Genomic DNA, 21,130 nt, shown 5'->3' on the forward strand with positions numbered 1-21,130 from the left:
CCTCGGCGGGCCCGCTCCGGACTCGGCCGGCCCCTTGGCCGCCCGTGGGTCGCCTGGCTCAGTTCGTGCCCAGGAAGTCCACCTGCACGGCGTTGCTGGTGGTGAAGAGGGTCGGCATGCCGTTGGCGATCAGGAACTGCACCACGACCGTCCCCGCGGCGTTGGGACCGACCAGCGGCAGGTTCAACGCCCCGGTGAAGTCGGTCACGTAGACGTCCTGGAGCACCGGGGGGAAGGCCACCACCGTGTCCTGGATCACGTCGATGAAGATCGGGAAGGCCGAGAGCGAGACCAGCATCACCGCCGGCGAGCTCGCCGGCGCGCCGGACAGGCGCACCGTGGCCGGCTCGCCCGCGCCGAGCTTGCTGCCACAGACCTCGAGCAGCACCCCGGGCGCGCCGAAGCCCAGGTTGGTCTGGCAGTGCTCGATCCGGCGGTAGGCCTGGGTGCCGGCGTTGCGGCTGACGAGCAGGTCGTCGAGGCCGTCCCCGTCGATGTCGAACACCGCCACGTCGTGGGTGCCCTTCAGGTCGTTCTCGGTCAGGCCCACCGCGCCGATCCAGCCGCCGGCGCCGGACAACTCGCGCTCCTCGCGCAGGAGCGCCGCCGTCGACGGCGTGTTCCCGCGGTTGTGGTAGATGTGCAGACGCCGGTTGAAGCCCGAGATCTGCGGGTCCACGTCGGCGATCAGCACGTCGTTGCGGCTGTCCCCGTCCAGGTCGGCCACCAGGCTGTTGGAGGCGAAGGAGTCGTCGCCCCCGACCAGGAAGTCGAAGGCCTGCAGGGGCGACCAGATCACCTCACCGGCGCCGTCGTTGCCCGAGTTGTAGAGCACTCCGTCGTTGCCGTTCTCGCTGACGACGATGTCCAGGCGCCCGTCGCCGTTCAGGTCCCCGGCCGAGATGTTGTAGGCGGAGGCCACGTAGGCGGTCTGCAGGCTCGTGAAGGTCCCCACCGCGCTGTCGTCGTTGTAGCGGATCGTGACCGCCGCGCCGCCGGGCGCGCCGTTGGTCTGCTTGGCGATGTCGCCGTCCCCGTCGCCGTCGAAGTCGGCGATCACGGTGCTGTTGCAGAAGTTCGAGGCGATCATGCCCGGGGTCAACGAGGTCATCGTGGCGTCGGTGAAGAAGCCGTTGCCGTCGTTGATGAACAGCCGGTCGTCAGTGTCGAAGTTGGCCGGCTCGCCGCCGAAGGGGCTCGAGGACGAGGCGTCGTGGTCGCCGAAGGACAGGTCCGCGAAGCCGTCGCCGTTGACGTCACCGGCGGCCACCGCGTTGAAGCGCGCGGCCACGGGGTTGCCGGAGACGAAGTTGATCAGCACCGGGATGCGCGCCTCCTCGTAGCGCAGGCCCAGCCAATTGCCCGAGCCGTCGTCGCCCAGGTTGATGTAGACCCGCGGGTGCGAGAGGGCCTTGGCCTCGGCCACCAGGCCGAAGCCGACCGAGGTCACCACGTCCAGCCAGCCGTCGCCGTTGACGTCCACCACGACCACGTCGCGGTCGGCGGTGGGCGTGTCGAAGCCCGCGTCACCGGGCACGTCGGAGGCCGAGGCGTAGAGGGTCGTGCGGTCGGTCAGGACCCCGCCCTCGTTCATCAAGAGCAGGTTCGTGCGCTTGCCGCTGGCCATGATCGGCTGGACGCGGGCCACGACCAGGTCGGTCAGGCCGTTCTGGTCCAGGTCGCCCCAAGCCAGGTCGGTCTCGAGGGTCGCGTCGGAGATGACCGGCGAGGAGAGCAGCGACGGATCGGGGGCGTACTCGAGCCAGGTGTCGTTGAGCTGCGCGCTGGCGGGGAGCGCGGCGGCGGCCAGGATCAGGCCACTTGTGGGGAGGATCTGCATGGATTCACGTGTAGGGACGGACTTGGGAGACCAGCAATCCTAGCTGATTGCATTTGGGCCTGCCGGCCAGGCGGCGGGCCACCGGCCCGAGCGGGTAGTCTGGCGGGCTTCCGACCCTGGACGACGACATCGAAACCTGACCGGCGCATGACGACTCGCTCAACCACATGCCGCGCCGCAGCACTCGGCGCGGCGCTGCTGCTCGCCGCCCTCGCGAGCTGCGGCGAGGTGGCCGACAGCCCGCCGCCGGTGCCCTTTGCTGACTGGAGCGGCGTCGACGCCGCCGTCGAGCAGATGATCGTCGCGGGCGACCTACAGGGCGCGATCGAGCGCATCGAGCCCTTCGCCGGCCGGCCGCTCCCTCCGCACACGGAGCTGCTCTTCGCCACGGCGCTGCACGGGGCCAAGCGCTACGGCGCGGCCGAACCCCACTTCGCCCGCGCCCTGGCGGCCGAGCCGCCACTGCCCGAGCGCGCGGGCGGCCTGCACCTGCACGCCTGGTGCCTGTTCCAGCTCGGACGTCTCGACGAGGCCCGCGCGCGCTTCGAGGAGCACGCCCTGCTGGACCCCGAGGAGGGCGACACGCCGCTGGGTCTGGGTCGCATCGCCTTGGCCGAAGGGGACTTGGTCGGCGCGCGCCGTGAGCTGGAGCGCGCCGTGGCCCTGCACCGCGCGGCGTCGGAGTCCGGCCGCGCGGACCGGCGCGCCGAGGGCGCGCGGGCCCTGGCCTTCCTGGCCGACGTGGAGCTGGCCGAGGGCAACGCCCCCGCGGCGCGCCAGGCGCTCGAGGCCTCGGTCACCAGCTATCCCTTCCACTTGGGTGCGTGGTCGAAGCTGCACGAGGTGTGCGTCGAGTTGGGCGACGCGGCCGGCGCGGAGAAGGCGCTGGAGGGGCGCGCGCACTTCGAGGGCCTCTTGAACGCCCCGCCCGACGGAGAGGCGCAGTGAGAGCGCTCGCCGCAGCCGCCGCCATCGCGCTTGCGGGTTGCGGCGATTCGCCCCCGGGTGAGTCGGGTGCGCCGGACCTGTCGGGCGGGCCCGACGGCGCGCTCCTGGTCGACGTCGCCCGCGAGCGCGGCCTCGACTTCACCATCACCTCGGGTGCTTCCCCGCCCAGCGAGATTCTCGAGGTCAAGGGCGGTGGCCTGGCCCTGTTCGACTGGCGCGGCGACGGGGACTGGGATCTCTTCGTGCCGAACGGCGCGACGCTCGAGTCCCCCGAGCGCGGCCCCGGCGCGCGCCTGTTCGACATCGGCGAGGGGCTCGCGGTGCGCGACGCCACCGGAGCGGCGCGCGTCGACTTCGACCGCTGGGGCATGGGCGTCGCCGCCGGCGACCTCGACGGGGACGGGCTTTGCGACCTGTTGGTCGCCGCCTTCGGTCCCGACGCGGTGTTGGCGCAGGGCGCGGACGGCTCGCTGACCGAGGTCGCGGGCGCGCTCGAGGGTGACGACGAGCGCTGGTCCTGCGGCGTGGCCCTGGGCGACCTCGACGCGGACGGCGACCTCGACGCCTACGTGGCGCGCTACCTGGAGTTCGACCCCGGGGCGCCGCCTGCGCCGGCCTCGTTCCTGGGCGTCGACGTCTTCGGCGGCCCCATGGGCCTGGCGGCGGTGCCCGATCACCTGTGGGTGAACGACGGCCTCGGGCGTTTCGCCGAACGCTCGCGCGAGGCCGGTATGGCCGACGTCACGCCCTCTCACGGTCTGGGCGCGGCGATTCTCGACCTCGACGGCGACGGGCACCTCGACGTGTACGTCGGCAACGACTCCATGGCCGACTTCGCCTTCATGGGCCGCGGCGGTCTGCACTTCGACGAACGCGCCGCCGACCTGGGTCTGGCCACGAGCTCCGACGGCCGCACCCAGGCGACCATGGGCATCTGCGTGGCCGACGTGAACGCCGACGGCCTGCCGGACCTGTTCACCAGCAACTTCTCCCACGACACCAACACCCTGCGGACGTCTCGACCGAGCGGCCGCTGGCGCGACCAATCGACGACCTCGGGCCTGGGCGCCGTCAGCCGCCCTTTCTGTGGCTGGAGCGGCGCCTTCGCCGACCTCGACCTGGACGGCGCGCAGGAGCTGGTCGTGTTCAACGGCCACGTCTACGCCACCGGCGCAGCCGAGCGCGCCGGTTCGAGCCGCCTGCAGGCTCCGCTCTACTTCGAACGCGAGGGCGAGCGCTTCCGCCGCGTCGAGGGCGAGGGCTGGCTGGCGCAAGCCCACTGCGACCGCGGCGCCGCCCTCGGCGACCTGGACGGCGACGGCGACCAGGACCTCGTCGTGGTCGACCTCGAGGGCCCCCTGCGCCTGCTCGAGAACCGCACGGACTCCGGCGCATTCGTGGTCGTGACCCTGGCCGACACCCGCGACCTGGGCGCACGCGTCGAGCTCGCCGGCGACGGCTGGAGCCAGGTGCGCTGGATCGCATCCGGGCTCGGCTACCAGTCGGCCTCCGCCCCCGAGGCGGTCTTCGGGCTCGGCGAGGCCCAGGGCCCCTTCCGCCTCTTGGTGCAATGGCCCGACGGTTCGAGCATCGAGCAGACCGGGGTCGAACGCGGCTCCAAGCACCAGCTCTCGTCCGCCCGCTGAGGGCGCGGCGGGCCGCTACCCGCCGAGCAGCGCCTTCAGGGCCGCGGCTGCAAAACCCAGGGCCGTGAACAGGATCAGGAGGTAGGGGTTCTCGTCGAACGCCTCCTCGCGCAGGTAGACCGTCGGCAGGAGCGGGTCCCCCACCAGGGGCCGCAGGATCCAACCGAGCTTCACGGCGACGAACACGTAGGCCGCGAGCCAGCTCGCCCGGCCGATCCGGTGGCTACGGTCCGCCGCAACCAGCGGACCGTAGTGCCGCTCCAACGTCACCTGCCCCGCCAGGGACTCGACGCCGAAGGCCGCGATGGTCGCGTGCGACCCGCCCGCCAAGGGTGGTGCCCCGCTTCTCGACTCGAACAAGGCTGGTCAACTCGAGACCCATCGGTTCCGTTCTTCCTGTCGCTCGGGCGACCGAGGAAGCGCGGTGACGAATTTCGCCGGCCGATCGCAATCGATACGACCTGAGGTCGACGCCCACCTGCCCTCCCCCTCACGAGCAGCGAAGTCGAGGCACAACCCGTCGCCGCGGCCACGTGGCCGCTGCCCAGGGGTCAGCTGGCTCCGTTCAGCGTGGCACCTTGACGACCTCGCGAGGATCGAGGGCAATGGCGTGTATGGAGGAAAGATCCCAGGCGGTCTGCATGGCCGCATACCCGTTCCGACCGATCTTCCACAAGATCTTCGAATTCATCATCTCGCCCGCCGCCCGATCCGCTGGCTTGACGCCAACTCGTTCGAAGCTGGAGCTGGAGGCCGGCCCGATCACGGAGGATGTGCTCAGGAAGCTCCTAGCCGCCCGAGTCGTCGTAGCGGACGTAACTGGCGCCAATGCCAACGTCTTCTACGAAGTCGGTGTCGCCCATGCATTGGCCAAGCCCGTGGTGCTCATCCGCGACGTCACCCGCGAGGATGGGCCCTTGTCGCCCCATTCGACCGAACGCCCCTTCGACCTGGCCGAGTACTTCGCCATCGAGTATGACCGGAACGAATGGGCGTGGCGTGAAGAGCTGGCCGCAGCGCTCGAGGCATCCATCGTCGCGGCGATGAAGAGCCCGGCTTCCTCGATCCCCATCCCGTTTCGAGGTTCGGCGCCTCGCTCGGAGCAACAGCCGGCCCTGCTGTCCGAGCGATTGTCCGAGCTCGAGTTGAAGCTCGCCCGGCACATTCGAGAGGGCACAGCTCGAGGCGTCGATCCGCTGGCCTTCACGGACTCCGAGGAGATTGGCGCGACGAGGTTCGCCTTGTCCTCCGACAGCATCAGGCCTCGATTGGCACAGATTCGCGCACGCGATGCCCGCGCGGTCGAACACGAGCTCCAGAAGCTGGCGCGGTACTTCTCGAACTCGGAGGTCCCCAGCGGAGCACAGGACCGGCAACCCGACGAGAGGGCACAGATCCAGGAGTCCGTTTCACAGCTCTCCAACAGGGGTCTGACGAAATCGGAGCGGGAGGACGCCGTACTCGCAATCGTCCACAGCCTGCAGCACGCCGGGCGACTTTCCGCTGCCCGCGCGACGAGGATTGCAACCACAGTCGACGAGCTCCTATGGGGGCAGACGGAGACGAGCCCGAGGCGCGGCGAGCTGACCTGAGCACTCGGAGAGCCGAATTGCGACCTCGACCACCTGGCCAACCGGCGCCAGCGCGGCATCGCGCCTCAACCGGCCGCGATCGGCGGACCGTTCCGACGAGATCGGTCCTAGGCAGCCTTGACCCAGTCCGTCCTCGCCGCTCCCGCGGCGGTGCCGGAATGCGAGCGCACCACCATCCAGGCCCTTCAAGTGGTGCGCCGCTTGCCGCTCACCCGGAGCACACCCGTCGGCGGGGCCGTGCTCGGTGCGAGCAATGTCCGGGGACGGCTTCACCTGGAGCTCGACCACGACCCGGCGCCGCGCGGGGCCGGCGAGAAATGCCGGCCAGTTCGATCCAGCAGCGGCCGCCCGCCAGCCGATGGGGCCTCGGGGACGGCTGGCTCCGCGCGGGGCGCCGCCCCGCGCCCATGCACGATCAGGCCGACGAGCTCGTTCACGTCATCTACTCCAGCGCGGCTCGCGTCCCCTTCGAGGCCGCCGAGCTGACCGCACTGTTGGCCCGCTCCCGGCGGCGCAACGGCGAGCTGGGCGTGACCGGGATGCTGCTGCACGTGGACGGCAGCTTCTTCCAGATCCTCGAGGGGCCGCGGGAGTCGGTCCGCGAGCTCTTCGAGCGCATCGCGCGGGACCCGCGCCACGCGGAGGTCACCACGATCATCGACGAGCCCATCGCCGGCCGCGCGTTCGGGGACTGGACCATGGGGTTCGCGGACCTGGGCTCCCAAGACCTCGCGGAGCTGCCGGGTCTGAACGACTTCTTCCAGGCCTGCTCGTGCCTGGCCGAGATCGACTCGGGGCGCGCGCGCAAGCTCGCCCGCGCCTTCCAGCAGGGTCGCTGGCGTGCCGGCCCCACCCCGCTGGAGCCGCGCTGAGCCGGCCCCGCCCCACGCCCCCGACCAGACCGATGACGCTGCCTTCCATCTCCGTCGCGTTCCAACCGATCGTCGACATCGAGGAGCGTCGCATCGCCTCCTACGAGGCCCTGGTGCGTGGCCCGGCGGGAGAGCCGGCCGCCTGGGTCTTCGACCAGATCTCGGCCGAGGACGTCCACCGCTTGGACGACGCCTGTCGCGACGTCGCGATCGAGTGGGCTGCGAGGCTCGGCATCGAGTGTCAGCTCAACCTGAACTGCCTGCCGCGCAACCTGGTGTCGGTGCCGAGCGCCGTAGAACAGTCCCTGGCCCGCGCCGAGGCCCTGGGCCTCTTGACCTCTCAGCTCGTGCTCGAGGTCACCGAGGGCGAGGTGATCGAGGACCAGGTGAGCTTCGCCGAGGCCATCGGACGCTTCCGCAAGCGCGGCATCTCGATCGCCATCGACGACTTCGGCTCGGGCTACTCCGGCCTCAACCTGCTGGCCGACTTCCAGCCGGACACGATCAAGCTGGACCAGAACCTCTTGCGCGGGATCGAGGGCCGGGGGCCGCGCCAGGCGATCGTGCGGGCGGTGCTGTCAGCCTGCCTCGACCTCGGCATCGACGTGATCGCCGAGGGCGTCGAAACGCTCGAGGAGTTCCGCTGGTGTCAGGCGGCGGGGATCACCCAGTTCCAGGGTTACCTGCTGGGGCGGCCGGGGTTCGAGTGCCTGCCCGAGGTCCACTACCCGCCGTCGCTGGTGCGTGGAGACTCCTCCCGCCGCCGCACAGGTTGAGGGCCGCGCCCGTGGCGAAGCGCCGCGAGGTGGGCGCCTTGAATTGAAGCGAGCGCGGACGCCGCGAACGGCCCCCGCGCTCCATGGTCGCGAGCGGCCCTCTAAAGCGCCTTCAGCGCGTCCTGGATCGGCGCCCAGTCGCGCTCGTCGCCGGTGCTCTCCTGGATGCCGCAGAAGGCGACCTTGCCCTGCTTGTCGACGATCACCGTCGCGCGCTGGCTGATGAAGGGCACGGCCGGGTGCTCGAGGCCGAACTGCTTGGTGACCTGCAGCATCGGGTCGGCGAGCAGGTCGTGGCTGATCTTCTCGGCGTTCTTCCAGGCCTTGTGGGACCAGGTGGAGTCGCGGCTGATGCCGACCACGACCGTGTCGTCACCGGCGAGCACGGGCTCCGCGGAGATCTTGCAGTTCTCCTTGGTGCAGGTCGGGCTCCAGTCGAGGGGGTACCACAGGAGCACCACGTTCTTGCCGCGGTGGTCGGAGAGCTTCCACTCCTTTTCGTCCTGGGTCTTGAGGGTGAAGTCGGGGGCTTCGCTGCCGACGGCAATGGCCATGGGGGTTCCTTCGCGGGGGTCTGGGACGGGGTGGCGGGCCGCCGCCGGAGAGACCGACGGGCGAAAGAAGTTAGGCCGCGTCCCGTGCCCCGACAAGCGCCCGCGGGCCGGGGAGCTCCCCCGCGCCCGGCAGGGCCCGGTTCACCGGACCCGCTGGTCCGCTTCGCGCCGCAGGCCGGCGGGCGTGACGCGCCGCTCGACCAGGCCCAGGAGGCCGTCCACGGCCAGGGCCAGGGCCGCCGCCGGCAGAGCGCCGGCCAGGATCAGGCGCACGTCGTTGAGGTAGAGCCCGGTCACGATCGGTTCGCCCAGGCCCCCGGCGCCGATGAAGGCGGCCAGGGTCGCGACGCCGACGCTGATCACGGTGGCGGTCCGCAGGCCGGCCATGATCGCGGGCATGGCGATCGGCAGCTGGATCCTCACCAGCACCTGGCGCGGGGTCAGGCCCAGGCCGCGGGCCGCGTCGACCAGGTCCGCATCGACCGCGCGCAGGCCGCTGACCGTGTTGCGCAGGATCGGCAGCAGGGCGTAGAGGAACAGCGCCGCGATGGCCGAGCGCACGCTCAAGCCGAGGCCGGGCACCGCGATCATCACCGCCAGGAGTGCGATGCTCGGCACCGTCTGCAGGACTCCGGCCGCACCCAGTGCCAGGCGCGCCGCATGCTCGCGCGGCGCCAGGAGCAGTCCGCCGGGAATCGCAACCAGGGCGGCCAGCAGCACCGCCACGGCCGTCATCGCCAGGTGTTCGAGGGCCAGCGACACCGTGATCGGAAGGCGCGCGCGCACGAACTGCGCCAGGGACGGTCGCGCGGCGGCGGTCGCGCCGGCCGGGGCCAGATCGAGCGTGCGCAGGAAGTCCCGCGCCACCTGGGCGAAGTCGCGACCCTGCACCTCGACGGCATGGTTGAGCCCCATCACGGTCGCCTCGTCCAACTGGAACGCGACGCGCCCAAGGGCCGCGGCGAGCTCGGGATGCTCCGCCAGCAGCCCGGCGCGTAGGAGCGGCGCCGCGTGGTAGGGCGGGAAGAAGCCGAGGTCGTCCGCCAGCACGACCAGGTCGTAGTCGAGCAGCTTGCCGTCGGTGGCATAGGCGTCGATCAGGTCGAGCTCCCCGGCGGCCAGGGCCTCGTAGGCCAGGGAGTGTTCCATGGCGCGCGCATCGCCGAGCGCGAAGCCGTAGCGCTCGAGCAAGCCCGGCAGACCGTCGGCGCGCGAGCCGAACTCGACGCTGAAGCCGCCGCGCAGCTCGGCCGCGATGGGCGCAAGTTGCGAGATGCGCTCGATGCCGCGCTCGCGCGCGATGTCGCCGCGCAGGGCCAGGGCGTAGGTGTTGTCGAAGCCGAAGGGCGACAGGTACTCGAGCCCGAAGCGCTCCCGCAGACCGCCCTGCACCGCGAGGAACGTCTGCAGGGGATCGCCCGACGGCGCGTCCTGTTCGAGCAGCACGGCCCAGGCCGTTCCGCTGTACTCGGCGTACAGGTCGATGGCACCCGTTCGCAGGGCTGTGAAGGCGACCATGGTGCCGCCCAGGTCGAGCTTGCGCTCGACCTCGAGGTCGGTCTGCCCCTCGATCACTTGCGCCATCAACTCGGCCAGCACGCGAGACTCGGCGAAGTTCTTGGAGCCGACGGCGACGGTCCCCGCGGACGCGGCCGACGAATCCTGGCTGCCCCGCGCGCCCACCGCGACCAGACCCGCGGCCAAGGCCAGCCCCAGTGCGCTGCGGCCGAACTCAAACACCGCGCACCTCCGTCAGGAACGACTCCACGAACTCGTTCGCCGGTCGCGCTTGCAGCTCCTGGGGCGAGCCCAGTTGCACGATTCGACCGGCGGACATGACGCCCACCAGATCGGCCAATTCGAAGGCCTCGCGCACATCGTGGGTCACCAGCAACACGGTCTTGCCCAAGGTCCAATGCAACTGCGCGAACTCCCTGCGCACCTCGCGGCGGGTCAGGGGGTCGAGGGCGCCGAAGGGCTCGTCCATGAGGAGCACCGGCGGGTCCAGGGCCAGGGCCCGCGCCACGCCCACCCGTTGACGCTGGCCGCCGGAGAGCTCGTGGGGATAGCGCGCCGCGAACTCCCCCGGTTCGAGCTGCACGAGCGCCAGCAGCTCGTCGACCCGGCGCCGGATCCTGACCCGCGTCTGCCCCTCCAGCTCGCACAAGAGCCCCACGTTCCCAGCCACGGTCAGGTGCGGGAACAGCCCCCCCTCCTGAACGACGTAGCCCAAGCCGCGGCGCAACTGCACCGGATCGACCGCCCCCACCTCGCACCCGTCGACCGAAACGCGACCCCCGTCGGGGCGCTCCAGGGCGTTGATCAGCCGCAGGGTCGTGGTCTTGCCCGAACCGCTGGTGCCGAGCAGCGCGACGATCTGACCCTGCGCCACCTCCAGGTCCAGCCGATCGACGGCCTTGACCTGCGCGCCGTCGGGGCGCACGAAGCGCTTCGAGACCGATTCGAGTTTGATCACCGCTGGGCCTCCGTCGCCCGCGGACCATGGTGGCCCGGCCCCGACGGCGATGCGAGGGTCGGCTCGTCCCCCATCGCTGGCCGGGATCGAAGCCCCCCGCGCGCGACCGGGCGCATGGGCCCGTCGCGGATCTCGGCGACCGACGCGAGCCGCACCAGGGGCTCCTGGTCCCATGGCGCCGGGGTCAGTAGCATCGCCCCCCGAGGATGACGAGTCGGGTACGAGCGTGGGGGCGGACGCCGAGCCGATGTAGCCACTCGGTGGGCCGCAGAGCGACGGGGCCCCCGTGGATGCCCCTCGCCCTCGCCGCCCTGGCCTGGCTTGCACCCACTGCCGCGGCCCAGGACCTGGAGCTCGACGCCCTGCGCGCACGCTGGCGCGCCGAGATCGAGTGGCTCGATCCCGACGGCACGGACCAACTGCTGGTCGGCGGCCTGCACTACGACCTGCTCGACCCCTTCCAGCAGGTGCCCGGCATGTACGTCGGCATGGGCGGCTTCAGCGCCCTGGCCGGGGATCGCGGCGGCTTCCTGGTAGCCGGCGCGACGGTCGGCTGGCGCGCCGCCCTCGACCGCGACTGGACCCTCGACCTGGGGCAGTTCATCGGCGGTGGCGGAGGCGGACCCGGCGGACGCGAGCGCGACGGCGGCCTCTACCTGCGGCCGCACATCGCCTTCGAGCGGCGTTTCGGCCCCACCAGCCTGCGCCTCGAGGTCAGCCACGTCTCCATGCCGGACGGCGGCATCGACAGCACCCAGGTCGCCCTCGGCTTCCAAGGCTTCGACGAGCTGATCACAGCCGGCTACTCGATCGAGGACCTGGGCATGTTGCCCGCCAACGCCTTCGCCGCCGGGCGCATGCCCCTGGGCGGCTCCATCCGCCACATCAGTCCCTCGAGCCGCTCGCGTCGCCTCGACGGTTCGCCCCTGCGGCGGCGCATCCTGCTCTCGAGCCTGGCCGTGGAGCGCGGACTGGGTGAGCGCTGGTACGTGCCCATGGAGCTGTCGGGCGCCTTCGCGGGCGACGTCGCGGGCTACGCCCACTTCCTGACCGGCCTCGGCTACCGCAGCCCCCTGTTCGAGAACCTCGTCGACTGGCGCACCCAGGCCACCCTCGGTGGCGGTGGCGGCGGCGGCGTGGACACCGGCGGGGGCCTGCTCGCCAGCGCGCGGACGGGGCTCGAAGCCAGGGTCGGCAACGACTGGCGCGTGCACCTGATGGGCGGCTACCTGACTGCGGTCGACGGACACTTCGGCGGGCCGACGATCTCCTTGGGAGCCAGTTGGTCCCCGGTGCCCGTGGAGCTGCGCTCGAACTTCGACCGCTCGCGCCTGGCCGAGGAGGGCGTTTGGGCGGAGGACCTGCGCCTGGACCCCTGGACGGTGCAGGTGATGGCCAAGTACTACGACCTGCGCTCGTCGTCGACCCTGGCGAACGGCGATAAGGTCAAGGACCGCACCATCAGCCTGATGGGCGTCGGCACCGAGAAGAACATCGCCGAGAACGTGGACCTGTCCCTGCGCGCCTTCAGTGCCTACGAGGGCGACGTCGGCGGCTACCAGGAGGGCCAGCTCGGCCTGCGCTACACGATCCCGCTCAAGCAGCCGATCGAGGCCGGCGACTTCTACGTCCAGTACCACGCCGGCGCGGCGGGCGGCGGCGACCTCGATGTCGGCTCGGGCTTCATCCACGCCATCGCCATGGGGTGGCGCTGGAACCCGATCCGCGCCTTGCGGATCGGCGTCGAGGTGGGCCGGGTGGATTCGAAGCAGGGCAGCTTCGCGGCCGACAGCTTCGCGGTGACCTTGAGCTGGGGCGTGACGCGCCCGCTGCGGCCGAACTGAGCAGGCCGAGCCGAATCCGCCGCGCCGAACGGGAACGACCCCGACCGGCGGCTGCCGATCGGGGTCGTGAGGAGAGCTCGCTTCGATCGGCGCGAGCCGCCGCGGCTCAGCCGAAGACCAGCTCGAGGCCGCTGGTCAGGCCGATGCCGTCGGGCTTGGTGACGTCGATCAGCGCGCCCTGGGCGAACACCGATTGACCGACCAGGCCCGCATCGTTGGGCACCTGCAGCGAGAAGTTGACTGTGCCGCCGGCGGGCCAGGTCTTGGGCCCGACCTGGGCCACGGGGTTCGGCGGCAGGGCGCTGACCAGCAGCTCACCCGGAGCACCCGAGGCCAGGCCGAAGCCGGGCAGCAGGGTCCCGCCGGGGAAGGCCAGGTCGGGCGCCGTCGAGAAGAAGATCAGACCGACACCCGGACCGGCCGCGCCGTCGACGGTGTTCTCGAGCGTCAGGGTCAGGGAGCCACCGATCGCCGCGCCACCCGAGCTGACCCGCAGGCTGTTGACCGGGTTGATGGCGGTCCCGAAGGGCAGCACTTGACCGGCGGGCGCATTGACCGTGATCGTCCCGACCATGTTCGGCAGGTGCACCGGGCAGAAGTAGTCGTAGAGGTTGCCGGGCTTGGGGTTGGCCGCGAGGAAAGCCGCGTCGAAGGTCACTTCGAAGGGCGCAGTCGGGCCCGTGACCACCGGGCCGGAGTCGAAGATGCCGTCGGAGATCCCCGCGAGGCCGCTGGAGATCTTGTGCGGCCCGATCTGCCAGACCCAGCGCACCGTGTCGCCGGCTTCGATGGTGATGTTCTTGGGGCTGAAGCTGGCCGAGTTCAGGTTGACCTGGTGGGTCGTCTGAGCGAGCCCGGGGGCAGCCAGCAGGGCCAGGACGGAGAGGGAGCGGATCGCGAGTCGCATGGGGCTCGATGGGTGTACGGGACGCGGGAGAGCCGCGGGATGGCCGCGCAATAGCCGCGGAAGGGATGGGGATGAGCTGCGCGGGGGCCGACCCGCGCAGCTCTTCCTCGAAGCCTACCCCAACCGCGGGAGCCCCCTGTCGGGAGCTGATGCGAGTGGCGGCAGGCTCGGAGGACCGCCGGACGGGAGTCCCGCGGGGATGTCGTCTAGTTCACCTATCCCGGGGACGTCCAGCCGCATTCCGCCGGCAACACGTTCCCGTCACGTTGGACGGGACCGCGGACGCAAGCCCGGGTGAGGTCGCTCGTCAGCCCGAGCCGTTCAGCCGATGACCAGTTCGATGCCGTTGGTCAGGCCGATGCCGTCGGCCGTCGTCGTGTCGATCAGGGCGCCCTGGCAGTAGACCTTGACCCCGATCAGGGCGGGGTCGCCGGGGATCGGCAGGGACAGGGTCACCGTGCCCCCCTCGGCCCACAGGCCGGGTCCGAGGACCAGGAACGGATCGGGAGCCGCCAGGGAGACGACGATCTGACCGACCGGGCTGGGCGCGAGGCCGAAGCCGGGCAGGTTCGTACCACCGGGGAAGTTGACGTCGGGCGCGGTGGCCAGGAAGGCGATGCCGAGGCCGGGGCCAGCCAGGGCATCGACCGGGTTCGACAGCGAGAGCGTCAGGGTGTTGCCGATGGTCGCGTTGCCACCGTCCGCCACGAGGCTGCCGGTCGGGTTCAGGCCGTAGCCGTAGGAGCCGATGCTGCCGTCGCCGGTCTCGACCCGCACGCGCCCGACCATGCCGGGCAGGTGCACGATGCAGTAGTACGTGTAGACGTTGCCGGCGACCGGATTGGCGTCCAGGAAGGCCTGGTCGAAGGTCACCTCGAACATCGACGGCGGCGCAACCGGAGAGCCCGAGCTGAAGATCCCGTCGGGGATGCCGGTCATGCCGGCGTTGGTGCCGCTGACCACGTTGTGGAAGTTGGTGACCCACTCCCAGCGAACCGTGTCGCCGACCTGGATCGTCAGATCGTCGGGCAGGAAGACGTTGGAGTAGAGGTTGACGACGTGGGTCGTCTGTGCGGTCGCGGCGCTGGCGAGCCCGGCGACGGCGACGAGCGGGCCCAGGAATCGGCGAAGGTTCATCGTGGCGTAGGGAGAGTCGGGAGCGTGACTGTGCGCCTCGGGCGGGTCCGGGCAGCCCCGTCGAAGATATCCCGCCACGCGCTCCGCGGGGGATCGTGGAGGCGTCCTTGGCTCAATCGGCCGCGATCGCGCGCCAGGCTTGGACGGTCGAGCGGGCGCAGCGGTTCCACGTGAAGCGCCCCGCCAGGGCCCGCCGGCGCTCGCAGGCCGCGGGGTCCGAGGCGCTGGCCACGGCCTCCGCCAACTGGCCCGGAAGGGCTTTGCGATGTCGTAGGGAGGGGGGTGTGGGCACGTACCAGGCCTCCTCTCCCAGGGCCTCGCGCAGGGCCGGAAGATCGGACACGACGACCGGAGTCCCGACAGCCAGGGCCTCCAGGGGCGTGACCGGGGTCAGCTCGTTCGTGGCCAGGTGCACCAGGGCCGAGGCCCGCGCCACCAGCCCCGGCAGGTCCGCCTCGACCGGCTGGTCGATCCAGCGGATCCGCGAGCGCCCCGACGAGAAGGCCAGGCGCCGGCCCAGGTGCTGGGCCGCGTCGCCGAAGCGTCCGCAGAAGACCAGGCGGGCGTGGCCGAGTTCTTCGCACAGCCTGTCGAAGGCGTCCACGACGAGGTCGGGGAAGCGATCCGTGCGCACGGCGCCGAGCACCACCAGGGTCGGCGGGTCGTCGCGGGGCGGGGGCTCGGGCAGGGCGCGGGCCCAGTGCTCGGCGCCGACGGTGACCTGGAAGACGGACTCGGCGCGGCGGTCGAAGCGCTCGACCAGGGCCTCGGTCGCGGCGGTCGAGAAGGTCAGCCAGGCGCGCTCGGCGTCGAGGGTGGCGCGGAAGGCGGCCTCGTCCGGGGAGCCGGGCAGGGGCATCTCGGCCACGCCGCGGACGACCGGACTGCGCGAGACCGGTGGCGTGCCGGGCAAGGCGCGTTGGAAGAGGTCGGGGGCCCCGCAGATCCGATCGGCCCCCAGACCCACGCGGCCGGCGAGGCCGACCAAGCGCCGCGGCAGCCGCCGATCGATGCGCCGAATGCGCTCGATGCCCGCCAGGCCCAGGTGCGGCTCGCCGATCGTGCGCGCCTCGCCGCCGACTTCGAACAGGGTCAGGTTGGGGCGCTCGTCGAGCTGGGCCACCGCGCGCACCAACTCGCGCAGGTAGCGCCCGACGCCCGGCGCGTGGGTGGTGGCGGGGAGGTAGTCGAGGGCGACGTGCACGGCGCGCTCAGTGTGGAGGCCGCAGGCGACTCGATCGTCTAACCAAGCTCCAAAAACCGCTCGACCGCTTCACTGAAGCGATCGACCTCCCCCACCGTCGTGTAGACGTGGGGCGAGACCCGCAGGCCGCTGCAGCCCTCGAAGCCGATCGAGATGGTGTAGATGCGGTGCTCGCTCCACAGGTAGGCCTGCAGCTCGTGCGGCTCGGCTCCCTCGAGCGCCAGGTTGACGATGGAACCCGCCAGGCCCGGCGCCAGGTTCGTGTTCAGGCTCACCCGCGGGTGCTCGGTGAGCCGCGTCGTCCAGCGATCGCGCAGGTAGCACAGGCGCGCGAGCTTGCGCGCCCCGCCGATGGCCTCGTGCAGGTCGAGGGACTCGGTCAGGGCCAGGCGCCCGTCCTCGGGCCGCGTGCCGACCTGCTCGAACTTGCGGATGTCGTCGTCCAGGGTCTCGCTCGAGGCCTGCAGGGACCAGACGCTCGGGATGCGCTCGCGGCGCACGTAGAGCAGCCCTGTGCCGAGCGGCCCGCACAGCCACTTGTGGAGCGACGCGCCGTAGTAGTCCACGTCGAGTTCCGCCAAGCGGAAGTCCATGTGGAAGATCGCGTGGGCGCCGTCGACGATGACCGGGATGCCGCGCTCGCGTCCCAGGGCGGTGATGGCGGTGACCGGGAAGACCTGGCCAGTCAGGTAGACCATGTGGCTGACGAGGATCAGCTTGGTGCGCTCGGTGATGCGTTCTGCGTACATCCGCACGAGCTCGTCGGGGTCGGTCAGGGGCACCGGCGGGTCGAAGGTCACCAGCCGGATGCCCTCCCGCCGCCCGCGTTGAAGCACGGTGTCGAGCATGCGCGGGTAGTCGTGGCTCGTGCAGAGCACCTCATCGCCGCGCTTGAGGTCGTGGCCGAAGAGCAGCGTCATCAGGCTCTCCGACGCATTGCGCGTCAGCGCGACCTCCTCCGCGTCGACGCCGTGGTAGCGCGCCAGCCGCTCGCGCACCGTCTCGACCTGGGGCGACAGGACCCGCCACAGGTGGTGGGAGGGCGCCTCGTGGGTGTAGGCCAAGTGACGCAGCTGGGCCGCCTGGGCGTCCGCGGTGGCCGGACTGACACCGCCGTTGTTGAAGTTCACCATCGACGTGTCGACGGTGTAGCAGTCGCGCACCCAGGCCCAGAAGTCCTCGTCCTGCGCGGCGGCTGCCAGATCGTCGGCGGCTTCGGGCGGGCGCGCCTCGCGCAGGGCCGCGAGGGCGCGGCGCCGGATGGGCGGGCTCGCGAGGGCAGGCAGCGCGGAGGCAGCCGCGGCCGCGGCCGCACTGGCGATGAGGAGCTGGCGACGGTGGAACATGAGGTCGGCGATCGTAGCCGCGACCAGCGTGGGTGGTTAGGTTCGCGCGGATGGCTACGAACGGAGGATCCCCGGGATGGATGCTGGCGCTCGCCTGTTGGGCGGGGCTGTTCGGTGGTTGCGCCAGCACCGCGCCCGCAAGCGCGGGGCCCGATGCCACGACCCCCGAATCCCAAGCACCGCCGCGCCCGCGCTGGCAGGACTTCCTCGAACCCCTCGACGGCCGCCCCCGCACTTTGATCCTCGAACGCCTGCGCGAGGTCGACGGAACCTTCGAGGCGCGACCCGACTGTGTCATCGCCGCGCCCTCAGGCGGGCGGCTGGTCGTGGCCACGACGGGCTACAGCCCCGATGGAGACCCCTGGGACCGTACGGTGCAGGGCGCCGTGCAGACCCTCGACGCTCCGGGGGATCCGCTGCGTGTGCTCGCGCAGGACCTGATCGTCTCGTCGATCGAGCCGAGCCCCGATGGCTCTTATGTGGCACTGCTCGCCCGCGACCGCGACTCCGGCCACTCGACCTGGCGCATCCTCGACACGGATGCCGGCACGCAGATCGGCCCGCCGCTCGACGGCGTGGCGGGAGGCGGCTTCGCGTGGCTGCCCGACCTCTCGGGCGTCGTGCGGGCTACCGAGGTTGGCGCGGAGCTCAGCTTGGTGCGCCGCACCTTCGCGAGCGGTGAGGAGCAGCCCGTCTGGGCCGCTCCCGCGTCCATCACATCCATCGACCTGACTGCTTCCGACGATGGTTCCCAAGTGATCGCCGTGGGTCGCCGCGAGGACGGCAGCACCGGCGCCTGGCTCGTCGACCTCTTCGGCGGACCGAGCCTGGACCTCGCCGCCCAGTTCGCGGAGCAGCCGCGCGAGTGGCGCGCCGTCGGGGCGTCGGGGCCCCTGGCGTTCCTGCTCGCGATCCACGACGACGGGCGCTACGGCGGCCGCGTCGTCGCCGTCGACCGCCGAAGGCAGGGTGCACCGACGCTCGAGATCCTGCGCGTGGACGGGCACCGCATCGAGGACGCGACCCTCGCGGCCGGGCACATCGTCGTCGCGCGCACCGCTCCCTGGGACGGCGCGTCCTCGCTCGCGATCCATTCGGCCAGCGGCGCGGTCGAGCGCATCGTCGAGCTGCCGGGCGTGGTCCGACTGCGCGAGCTGCGGGGCTCGCCCCGCGGCGACCAGTTGGTCGCCCTCTGGAGCGAGACCTCGCGGCCAACGATCCCGATCGCGATCGATCCCCGGACGGGCGCCATGACCGAGGCCATCAGCGGTCGCCCCGCCCGCTTCGAGGTTCGAGCCTCGGTCGAGCGGGGCACGGACCACGGCCAGGCGCAGTTGATCGCCGACTGCTCGGCCGGCTACCCGGCGACCGCGCCGCGGGTCTCGGTGAACCCGCCCTCCGCCGACCGCACCCATCAACTCTGGGTCGCGCTGGGTGGCGCGATCCAGACCGACTCGACCCAGAGCGTCCTCGCCGGCCAATGGGGCGATTCGCTGGATCCCATGGCGGACGCGCTCGTGCGCGCGGACCTGATTCCCATGGCCGATGCCGCAGAACGCATCAACGAGCCCTGAGCTGGGTCCGCCCGCGCGCCGCGCCGACGCGGACCCGCGCCTGTTGAAACACCGATGTTCACGCCTCTGATTGCCCTCGCCCTCTGCGCCACGACGAATCCGGCCCAGGATGCGCCGCTCCCCCGCTGGCAACGCCTGCTCGAACCGCTCGCGGGGCGTCCGACTGCGTTGATTCGCGAGCGGTTGGCGGCGATCGAAGCGGGCCTTCCGGCGCCCCCGGAGGGTTGCGACGCCTTCGTCGCCGGGTCACTCGTGTACAGGCGCGCGCGCGGCGTCGGGCCAGGTGCCGAGGCTTCGCCGTGGAACGTCCTCGACACCGCCACGGGTGCGACCCACGGCGCCGAAGGCCCGACGCTTGGCGGTCCGCGAGTGGTGACAAGTCCGGATGGTCGGACTCTCGCGGTGCTTCACTCGCTGCCCGGGGGTGGTCTCGAATGGGAGCTCGTGGACAGCCGCTCGGCGGAGCGGATCGGCGAGGGCTTCGGGCGCGAGCACATCGAGGAGATCGTGACCCTCGACGTCGCAGTGTTGGCGGACGGCGCGGGCCTGGTCTACGAGGGGCGCGCCGATGGGTGCTCGACGCTCGTCGCACACGACGCATCGACGGGCCTCGACAGGCCCCTGTGGACGGTCCCGGGCGGGGACCCGAATCGACGGCCTGGCGGTCGACCGGTCCGGCGGACATGCCCTGGTCGTGAGTCGCAGCTCTTCCCTGCGCGGCACACCCTGGCTGGTCGACCTCGAACAGGGCGGTGGAATCGATCTGGCGCGGACGATGCTGGGCGAGGCCGACAACTGGCAACTGGTCGGGTCCCTCGGCGACGAGTTGATCCTGATCGAGCAATGGCGCGAGGTCGGCTCGCGACTGCTCGCGATCGTGCCTGGAGCCGATCGGCCGCGAGTGCGCATCGTCGCCTTCGCGGCCGAAGGACTGAGTAACGCTTGCATCGCCGACGGACGCATCGTCGCCCGCGTCGACATGGCCTCGACGAAGAACCCCGCTTTCAGGGTCTATTCGGCCGATGGCAGCCACCAGCGCGAGTTCGAGGCTCCTTCAGCGCGCTTCTTCCAGTGGCAGGGCGGCGAGTCGAATCGCTACGCGAGCTTCTGGCTCTGGAGCGCCGTGATGCCCTCGCGCCGGGTCCTGTTCGATCCACGCGAGGGTCGGCTGCTCGATCCGATGACGTTCGAGGAGCCGCGCTTCGAGATCGACTATTGGGTGCGGGAGCCGCGCAAGTCGTTCGAGGCCGGCCTCCTGGCGCGGCGGGGCGCGGGGGATCGGGAGGGTGCTCCCGTGCTCAGCTCCTTCGACCTGGGCAGTCCCTACTGGAGACTGTGGACGGCGCTCGGAGGCACGGTCCAGTGGCTCGAACCCTGCCGACCGGTGGGCCCCATCGACGAGAGCCTCGGAACCCTCGCCCAGCGCTTGGCCGAGTTGGACCTGATCCCCACCGAGGACGCGGCGGCCTGGATCGCGCGCGAGTAGGTCGCGGGCGTACGCCCGACCAGTGTCCTGGATCAGAAGATCAGCGTCACTTCCCGGGCTCCGATCGCCCCGCCTCGACCGCCAACATCGCGCGCTTGCGCTCGAGCCCCCAGCGGTAGCCCCCCAGCTCGCCGGTGCGTCGCAGGACGCGGTGACAGGGGATCAGCCACGACACGGGGTTGCGGCCGATCGCGCTCGCCACCGCCCGCGTCGCGTCGGGGCGCCCGGCCAGGCGCGCGACCTCGGTGTACGAGGTCACCGCGCCCGTGGGGATCGCGAGCAGCGCTTCCCAGACCTTGAGCTGCAAGTTCGTGCCGCGCAGGTCCAGGTGGAAGGGCCGGCGACGCGCGGGCCGGGGATCGAAGATCGCCGCCAGGTCGTCCGCCACCGCGGCGTGATCCTCGACCAACTCCGCCTCGGGAAAGCGCGCGGCGAGGTCCGCGCGCATCTCGCCCGCGTCGCCGAAGAACAGGGCGCAGATGCCGCGCTCGGTGCGCGCGAGCAGACACGCCCCGAAGGGCGTCGGGGCGACACCGAAGGTGACATGCACCCCGCCGGCGCGGCGCTTCCATTCGCCGGGGGTCACGCCCTCGACGGTGACGAACAGGTCGTGCAGCCGGCCGGGGCCGGAGAGTCCCGACCCGAGGGCGGCGCCCAGAACGCCTTCGCCTCCGGCGAGGGCACCGCGGGCGCGCTCGAGGGTCACGAGCTGCGCCAGGCGAGCGGGGCTCAGGCCGACGTGCTCGCGGAAGACGCGGTCGAGGCGCGCGCGCGACAGCCCCAGGTCCAGGGCGAGGCGGTCCAGGTCGAGGGGCTCGCCGCGCGCGGCGACGATGCGCTCGATGGCCGTGGCGAGTCGGTCGACGGAGGTGCCTGTGTCAGCCATGGCGATCTTCATCAGAGCGAGGATCGGCGCGCCCGGGGAGCC

General features: G+C 71.6%; 18 protein-coding genes. 8 read left to right on the top strand and 10 right to left on the bottom strand.

Annotated elements, in window-relative coordinates:
* Positions 1-58: 58 nt before the first annotated feature.
* On the bottom strand, positions 59-1,840 hold the full coding sequence (locus Pla133_RS21960) for an FG-GAP repeat domain-containing protein (protein WP_145069281.1): 1,782 nt from the start codon (positions 1,838-1,840) through the stop codon (positions 59-61).
* A 147-nt stretch (positions 1,841-1,987) separates the two neighbouring features.
* Here Pla133_RS21960 and Pla133_RS21965 point away from each other — a divergent pair, with 147 nt between their 5' ends.
* A complete protein-coding gene (locus Pla133_RS21965) occupies positions 1,988-2,788 on the top strand; it encodes a tetratricopeptide repeat protein (RefSeq protein ID WP_145069283.1) in 801 nt (266 codons plus the stop codon).
* Positions 2,785-4,434: a CRTAC1 family protein gene (locus tag Pla133_RS21970; protein WP_145069285.1), complete on the top strand. Its 1,650-nt coding sequence runs from the start codon at positions 2,785-2,787 to the stop codon at positions 4,432-4,434. Before Pla133_RS21965 ends, Pla133_RS21970 begins: the two co-directional genes overlap by 4 nt.
* Positions 4,435-4,449: 15 nt before the next feature.
* Here the strand turns inward: Pla133_RS21970 and Pla133_RS21975 are convergent, their stop codons facing one another.
* Complete coding sequence (locus Pla133_RS21975) at positions 4,450-4,764, bottom strand: hypothetical protein (RefSeq protein WP_145069287.1); 315 nt, start codon at positions 4,762-4,764, stop codon at positions 4,450-4,452.
* 248 nt (positions 4,765-5,012) lie between these two features.
* Here Pla133_RS21975 and Pla133_RS21980 point away from each other — a divergent pair, with 248 nt between their 5' ends.
* The 3 genes from Pla133_RS21980 (at position 5,013) to Pla133_RS21990 (ending at position 7,674) form a co-directional block, all read left to right on the top strand.
* Positions 5,013-6,026, top strand: coding sequence for a hypothetical protein (locus tag Pla133_RS21980; protein ID WP_145069289.1), 1,014 nt, complete (start codon positions 5,013-5,015; stop codon positions 6,024-6,026).
* A gap of 407 nt (positions 6,027-6,433) precedes the next feature.
* The gene (locus tag Pla133_RS21985; RefSeq protein WP_145069291.1) at positions 6,434-6,898 is read left to right on the top strand and encodes a BLUF domain-containing protein; all 465 of its coding nucleotides are present in this window, start codon (positions 6,434-6,436) and stop codon (positions 6,896-6,898) included.
* Positions 6,899-6,930: 32 nt separating this feature from the next.
* Positions 6,931-7,674 (top strand): EAL domain-containing protein, encoded by a 744-nt coding sequence (locus Pla133_RS21990; RefSeq protein WP_145069292.1) that lies wholly within the window; start codon positions 6,931-6,933, stop codon positions 7,672-7,674.
* A 101-nt stretch (positions 7,675-7,775) separates the two neighbouring features.
* Here the strand turns inward: Pla133_RS21990 and Pla133_RS21995 are convergent, their stop codons facing one another.
* From Pla133_RS21995 to Pla133_RS22005, 3 genes are all read right to left on the bottom strand, one after another.
* Complete coding sequence (locus tag Pla133_RS21995) at positions 7,776-8,228, bottom strand: redoxin domain-containing protein (protein ID WP_145069294.1); 453 nt, start codon at positions 8,226-8,228, stop codon at positions 7,776-7,778.
* Between the two features lie 141 nt (positions 8,229-8,369).
* Positions 8,370-9,968: a glycine betaine ABC transporter substrate-binding protein gene (locus tag Pla133_RS22000; protein WP_145069296.1), complete on the bottom strand. Its 1,599-nt coding sequence runs from the start codon at positions 9,966-9,968 to the stop codon at positions 8,370-8,372.
* Complete coding sequence (locus tag Pla133_RS22005; protein WP_145069298.1) at positions 9,961-10,704, bottom strand: ATP-binding cassette domain-containing protein; 744 nt, start codon at positions 10,702-10,704, stop codon at positions 9,961-9,963. Before Pla133_RS22005 ends, Pla133_RS22000 begins: the two co-directional genes overlap by 8 nt.
* A 290-nt stretch (positions 10,705-10,994) precedes the next feature.
* Between Pla133_RS22005 and Pla133_RS22010 the strand changes: the two genes are divergently transcribed.
* On the top strand, positions 10,995-12,548 hold the full coding sequence (locus Pla133_RS22010) for a hypothetical protein (RefSeq protein ID WP_145069300.1): 1,554 nt from the start codon (positions 10,995-10,997) through the stop codon (positions 12,546-12,548).
* Positions 12,549-12,654: 106 nt separating this feature from the next.
* Here Pla133_RS22010 and Pla133_RS22015 read toward each other — a convergent pair whose 3' ends face one another.
* The 4 genes from Pla133_RS22015 to Pla133_RS22030 form a co-directional block, all read right to left on the bottom strand.
* On the bottom strand, positions 12,655-13,455 hold the full coding sequence (locus Pla133_RS22015) for a cupredoxin domain-containing protein (protein WP_145069302.1): 801 nt from the start codon (positions 13,453-13,455) through the stop codon (positions 12,655-12,657).
* Positions 13,456-13,776: 321 nt separating this feature from the next.
* Entirely contained in the window at positions 13,777-14,592 is an 816-nt protein-coding gene (locus Pla133_RS22020; protein ID WP_145069304.1) for a cupredoxin domain-containing protein, read from the bottom strand.
* 112 nt (positions 14,593-14,704) lie between these two features.
* Positions 14,705-15,796: a glycosyltransferase gene (locus tag Pla133_RS22025; RefSeq protein WP_145069306.1), complete on the bottom strand. Its 1,092-nt coding sequence runs from the start codon at positions 15,794-15,796 to the stop codon at positions 14,705-14,707.
* A 38-nt stretch (positions 15,797-15,834) separates the two neighbouring features.
* A complete protein-coding gene (locus tag Pla133_RS22030) occupies positions 15,835-17,142 on the bottom strand; it encodes an aminotransferase class V-fold PLP-dependent enzyme (protein ID WP_145069308.1) in 1,308 nt (435 codons plus the stop codon).
* Positions 17,143-17,222: 80 nt separating this feature from the next.
* On the opposite strand from Pla133_RS22030, the gene Pla133_RS22035 reads away from it, so the two are divergent.
* Entirely contained in the window at positions 17,223-18,716 is a 1,494-nt protein-coding gene (locus tag Pla133_RS22035) for a beta-propeller domain-containing protein (protein ID WP_419191840.1), read from the top strand.
* Positions 18,717-19,410: 694 nt separating this feature from the next.
* Entirely contained in the window at positions 19,411-20,202 is a 792-nt protein-coding gene (locus tag Pla133_RS22040) for a hypothetical protein (protein ID WP_145069312.1), read from the top strand.
* Between the two features lie 46 nt (positions 20,203-20,248).
* Here the strand turns inward: Pla133_RS22040 and Pla133_RS22045 are convergent, their stop codons facing one another.
* Entirely contained in the window at positions 20,249-21,100 is an 852-nt protein-coding gene (locus Pla133_RS22045) for a methylated-DNA--[protein]-cysteine S-methyltransferase (RefSeq protein WP_145069314.1), read from the bottom strand.
* Between the last annotated feature and the right edge of the window lie 30 nt (positions 21,101-21,130).

It is taken from the genome of Engelhardtia mirabilis (assembly GCF_007748095.1).
Classification (GTDB): domain Bacteria; phylum Planctomycetota; class UBA1135; order UBA1135.

Coding starts and splice junctions, on each gene's coding strand:
- Pla133_RS21960 (WP_145069281.1), bottom strand. CDS start 1,840: ATGCAGATCCTCCCCACAAGTGGCCTGATCCTGGCCGCCGCCGCGCTC.
- Pla133_RS21965 (WP_145069283.1), top strand. CDS start 1,988: ATGACGACTCGCTCAACCACATGCCGCGCCGCAGCACTCGGCGCGGCG.
- Pla133_RS21985 (WP_145069291.1), top strand. CDS start 6,434: ATGCACGATCAGGCCGACGAGCTCGTTCACGTCATCTACTCCAGCGCG.
- Pla133_RS21990 (WP_145069292.1), top strand. CDS start 6,931: ATGACGCTGCCTTCCATCTCCGTCGCGTTCCAACCGATCGTCGACATC.
- Pla133_RS21995 (WP_145069294.1), bottom strand. CDS start 8,228: ATGGCCATTGCCGTCGGCAGCGAAGCCCCCGACTTCACCCTCAAGACC.
- Pla133_RS22010 (WP_145069300.1), top strand. CDS start 10,995: ATGCCCCTCGCCCTCGCCGCCCTGGCCTGGCTTGCACCCACTGCCGCG.
- Pla133_RS22015 (WP_145069302.1), bottom strand. CDS start 13,455: ATGCGACTCGCGATCCGCTCCCTCTCCGTCCTGGCCCTGCTGGCTGCC.
- Pla133_RS22020 (WP_145069304.1), bottom strand. CDS start 14,592: ATGAACCTTCGCCGATTCCTGGGCCCGCTCGTCGCCGTCGCCGGGCTC.
- Pla133_RS22030 (WP_145069308.1), bottom strand. CDS start 17,142: ATGTTCCACCGTCGCCAGCTCCTCATCGCCAGTGCGGCCGCGGCCGCG.
- Pla133_RS22035 (WP_419191840.1), top strand. CDS start 17,223: ATGCTGGCGCTCGCCTGTTGGGCGGGGCTGTTCGGTGGTTGCGCCAGC.
- Pla133_RS22045 (WP_145069314.1), bottom strand. CDS start 21,100: ATGAAGATCGCCATGGCTGACACAGGCACCTCCGTCGACCGACTCGCC.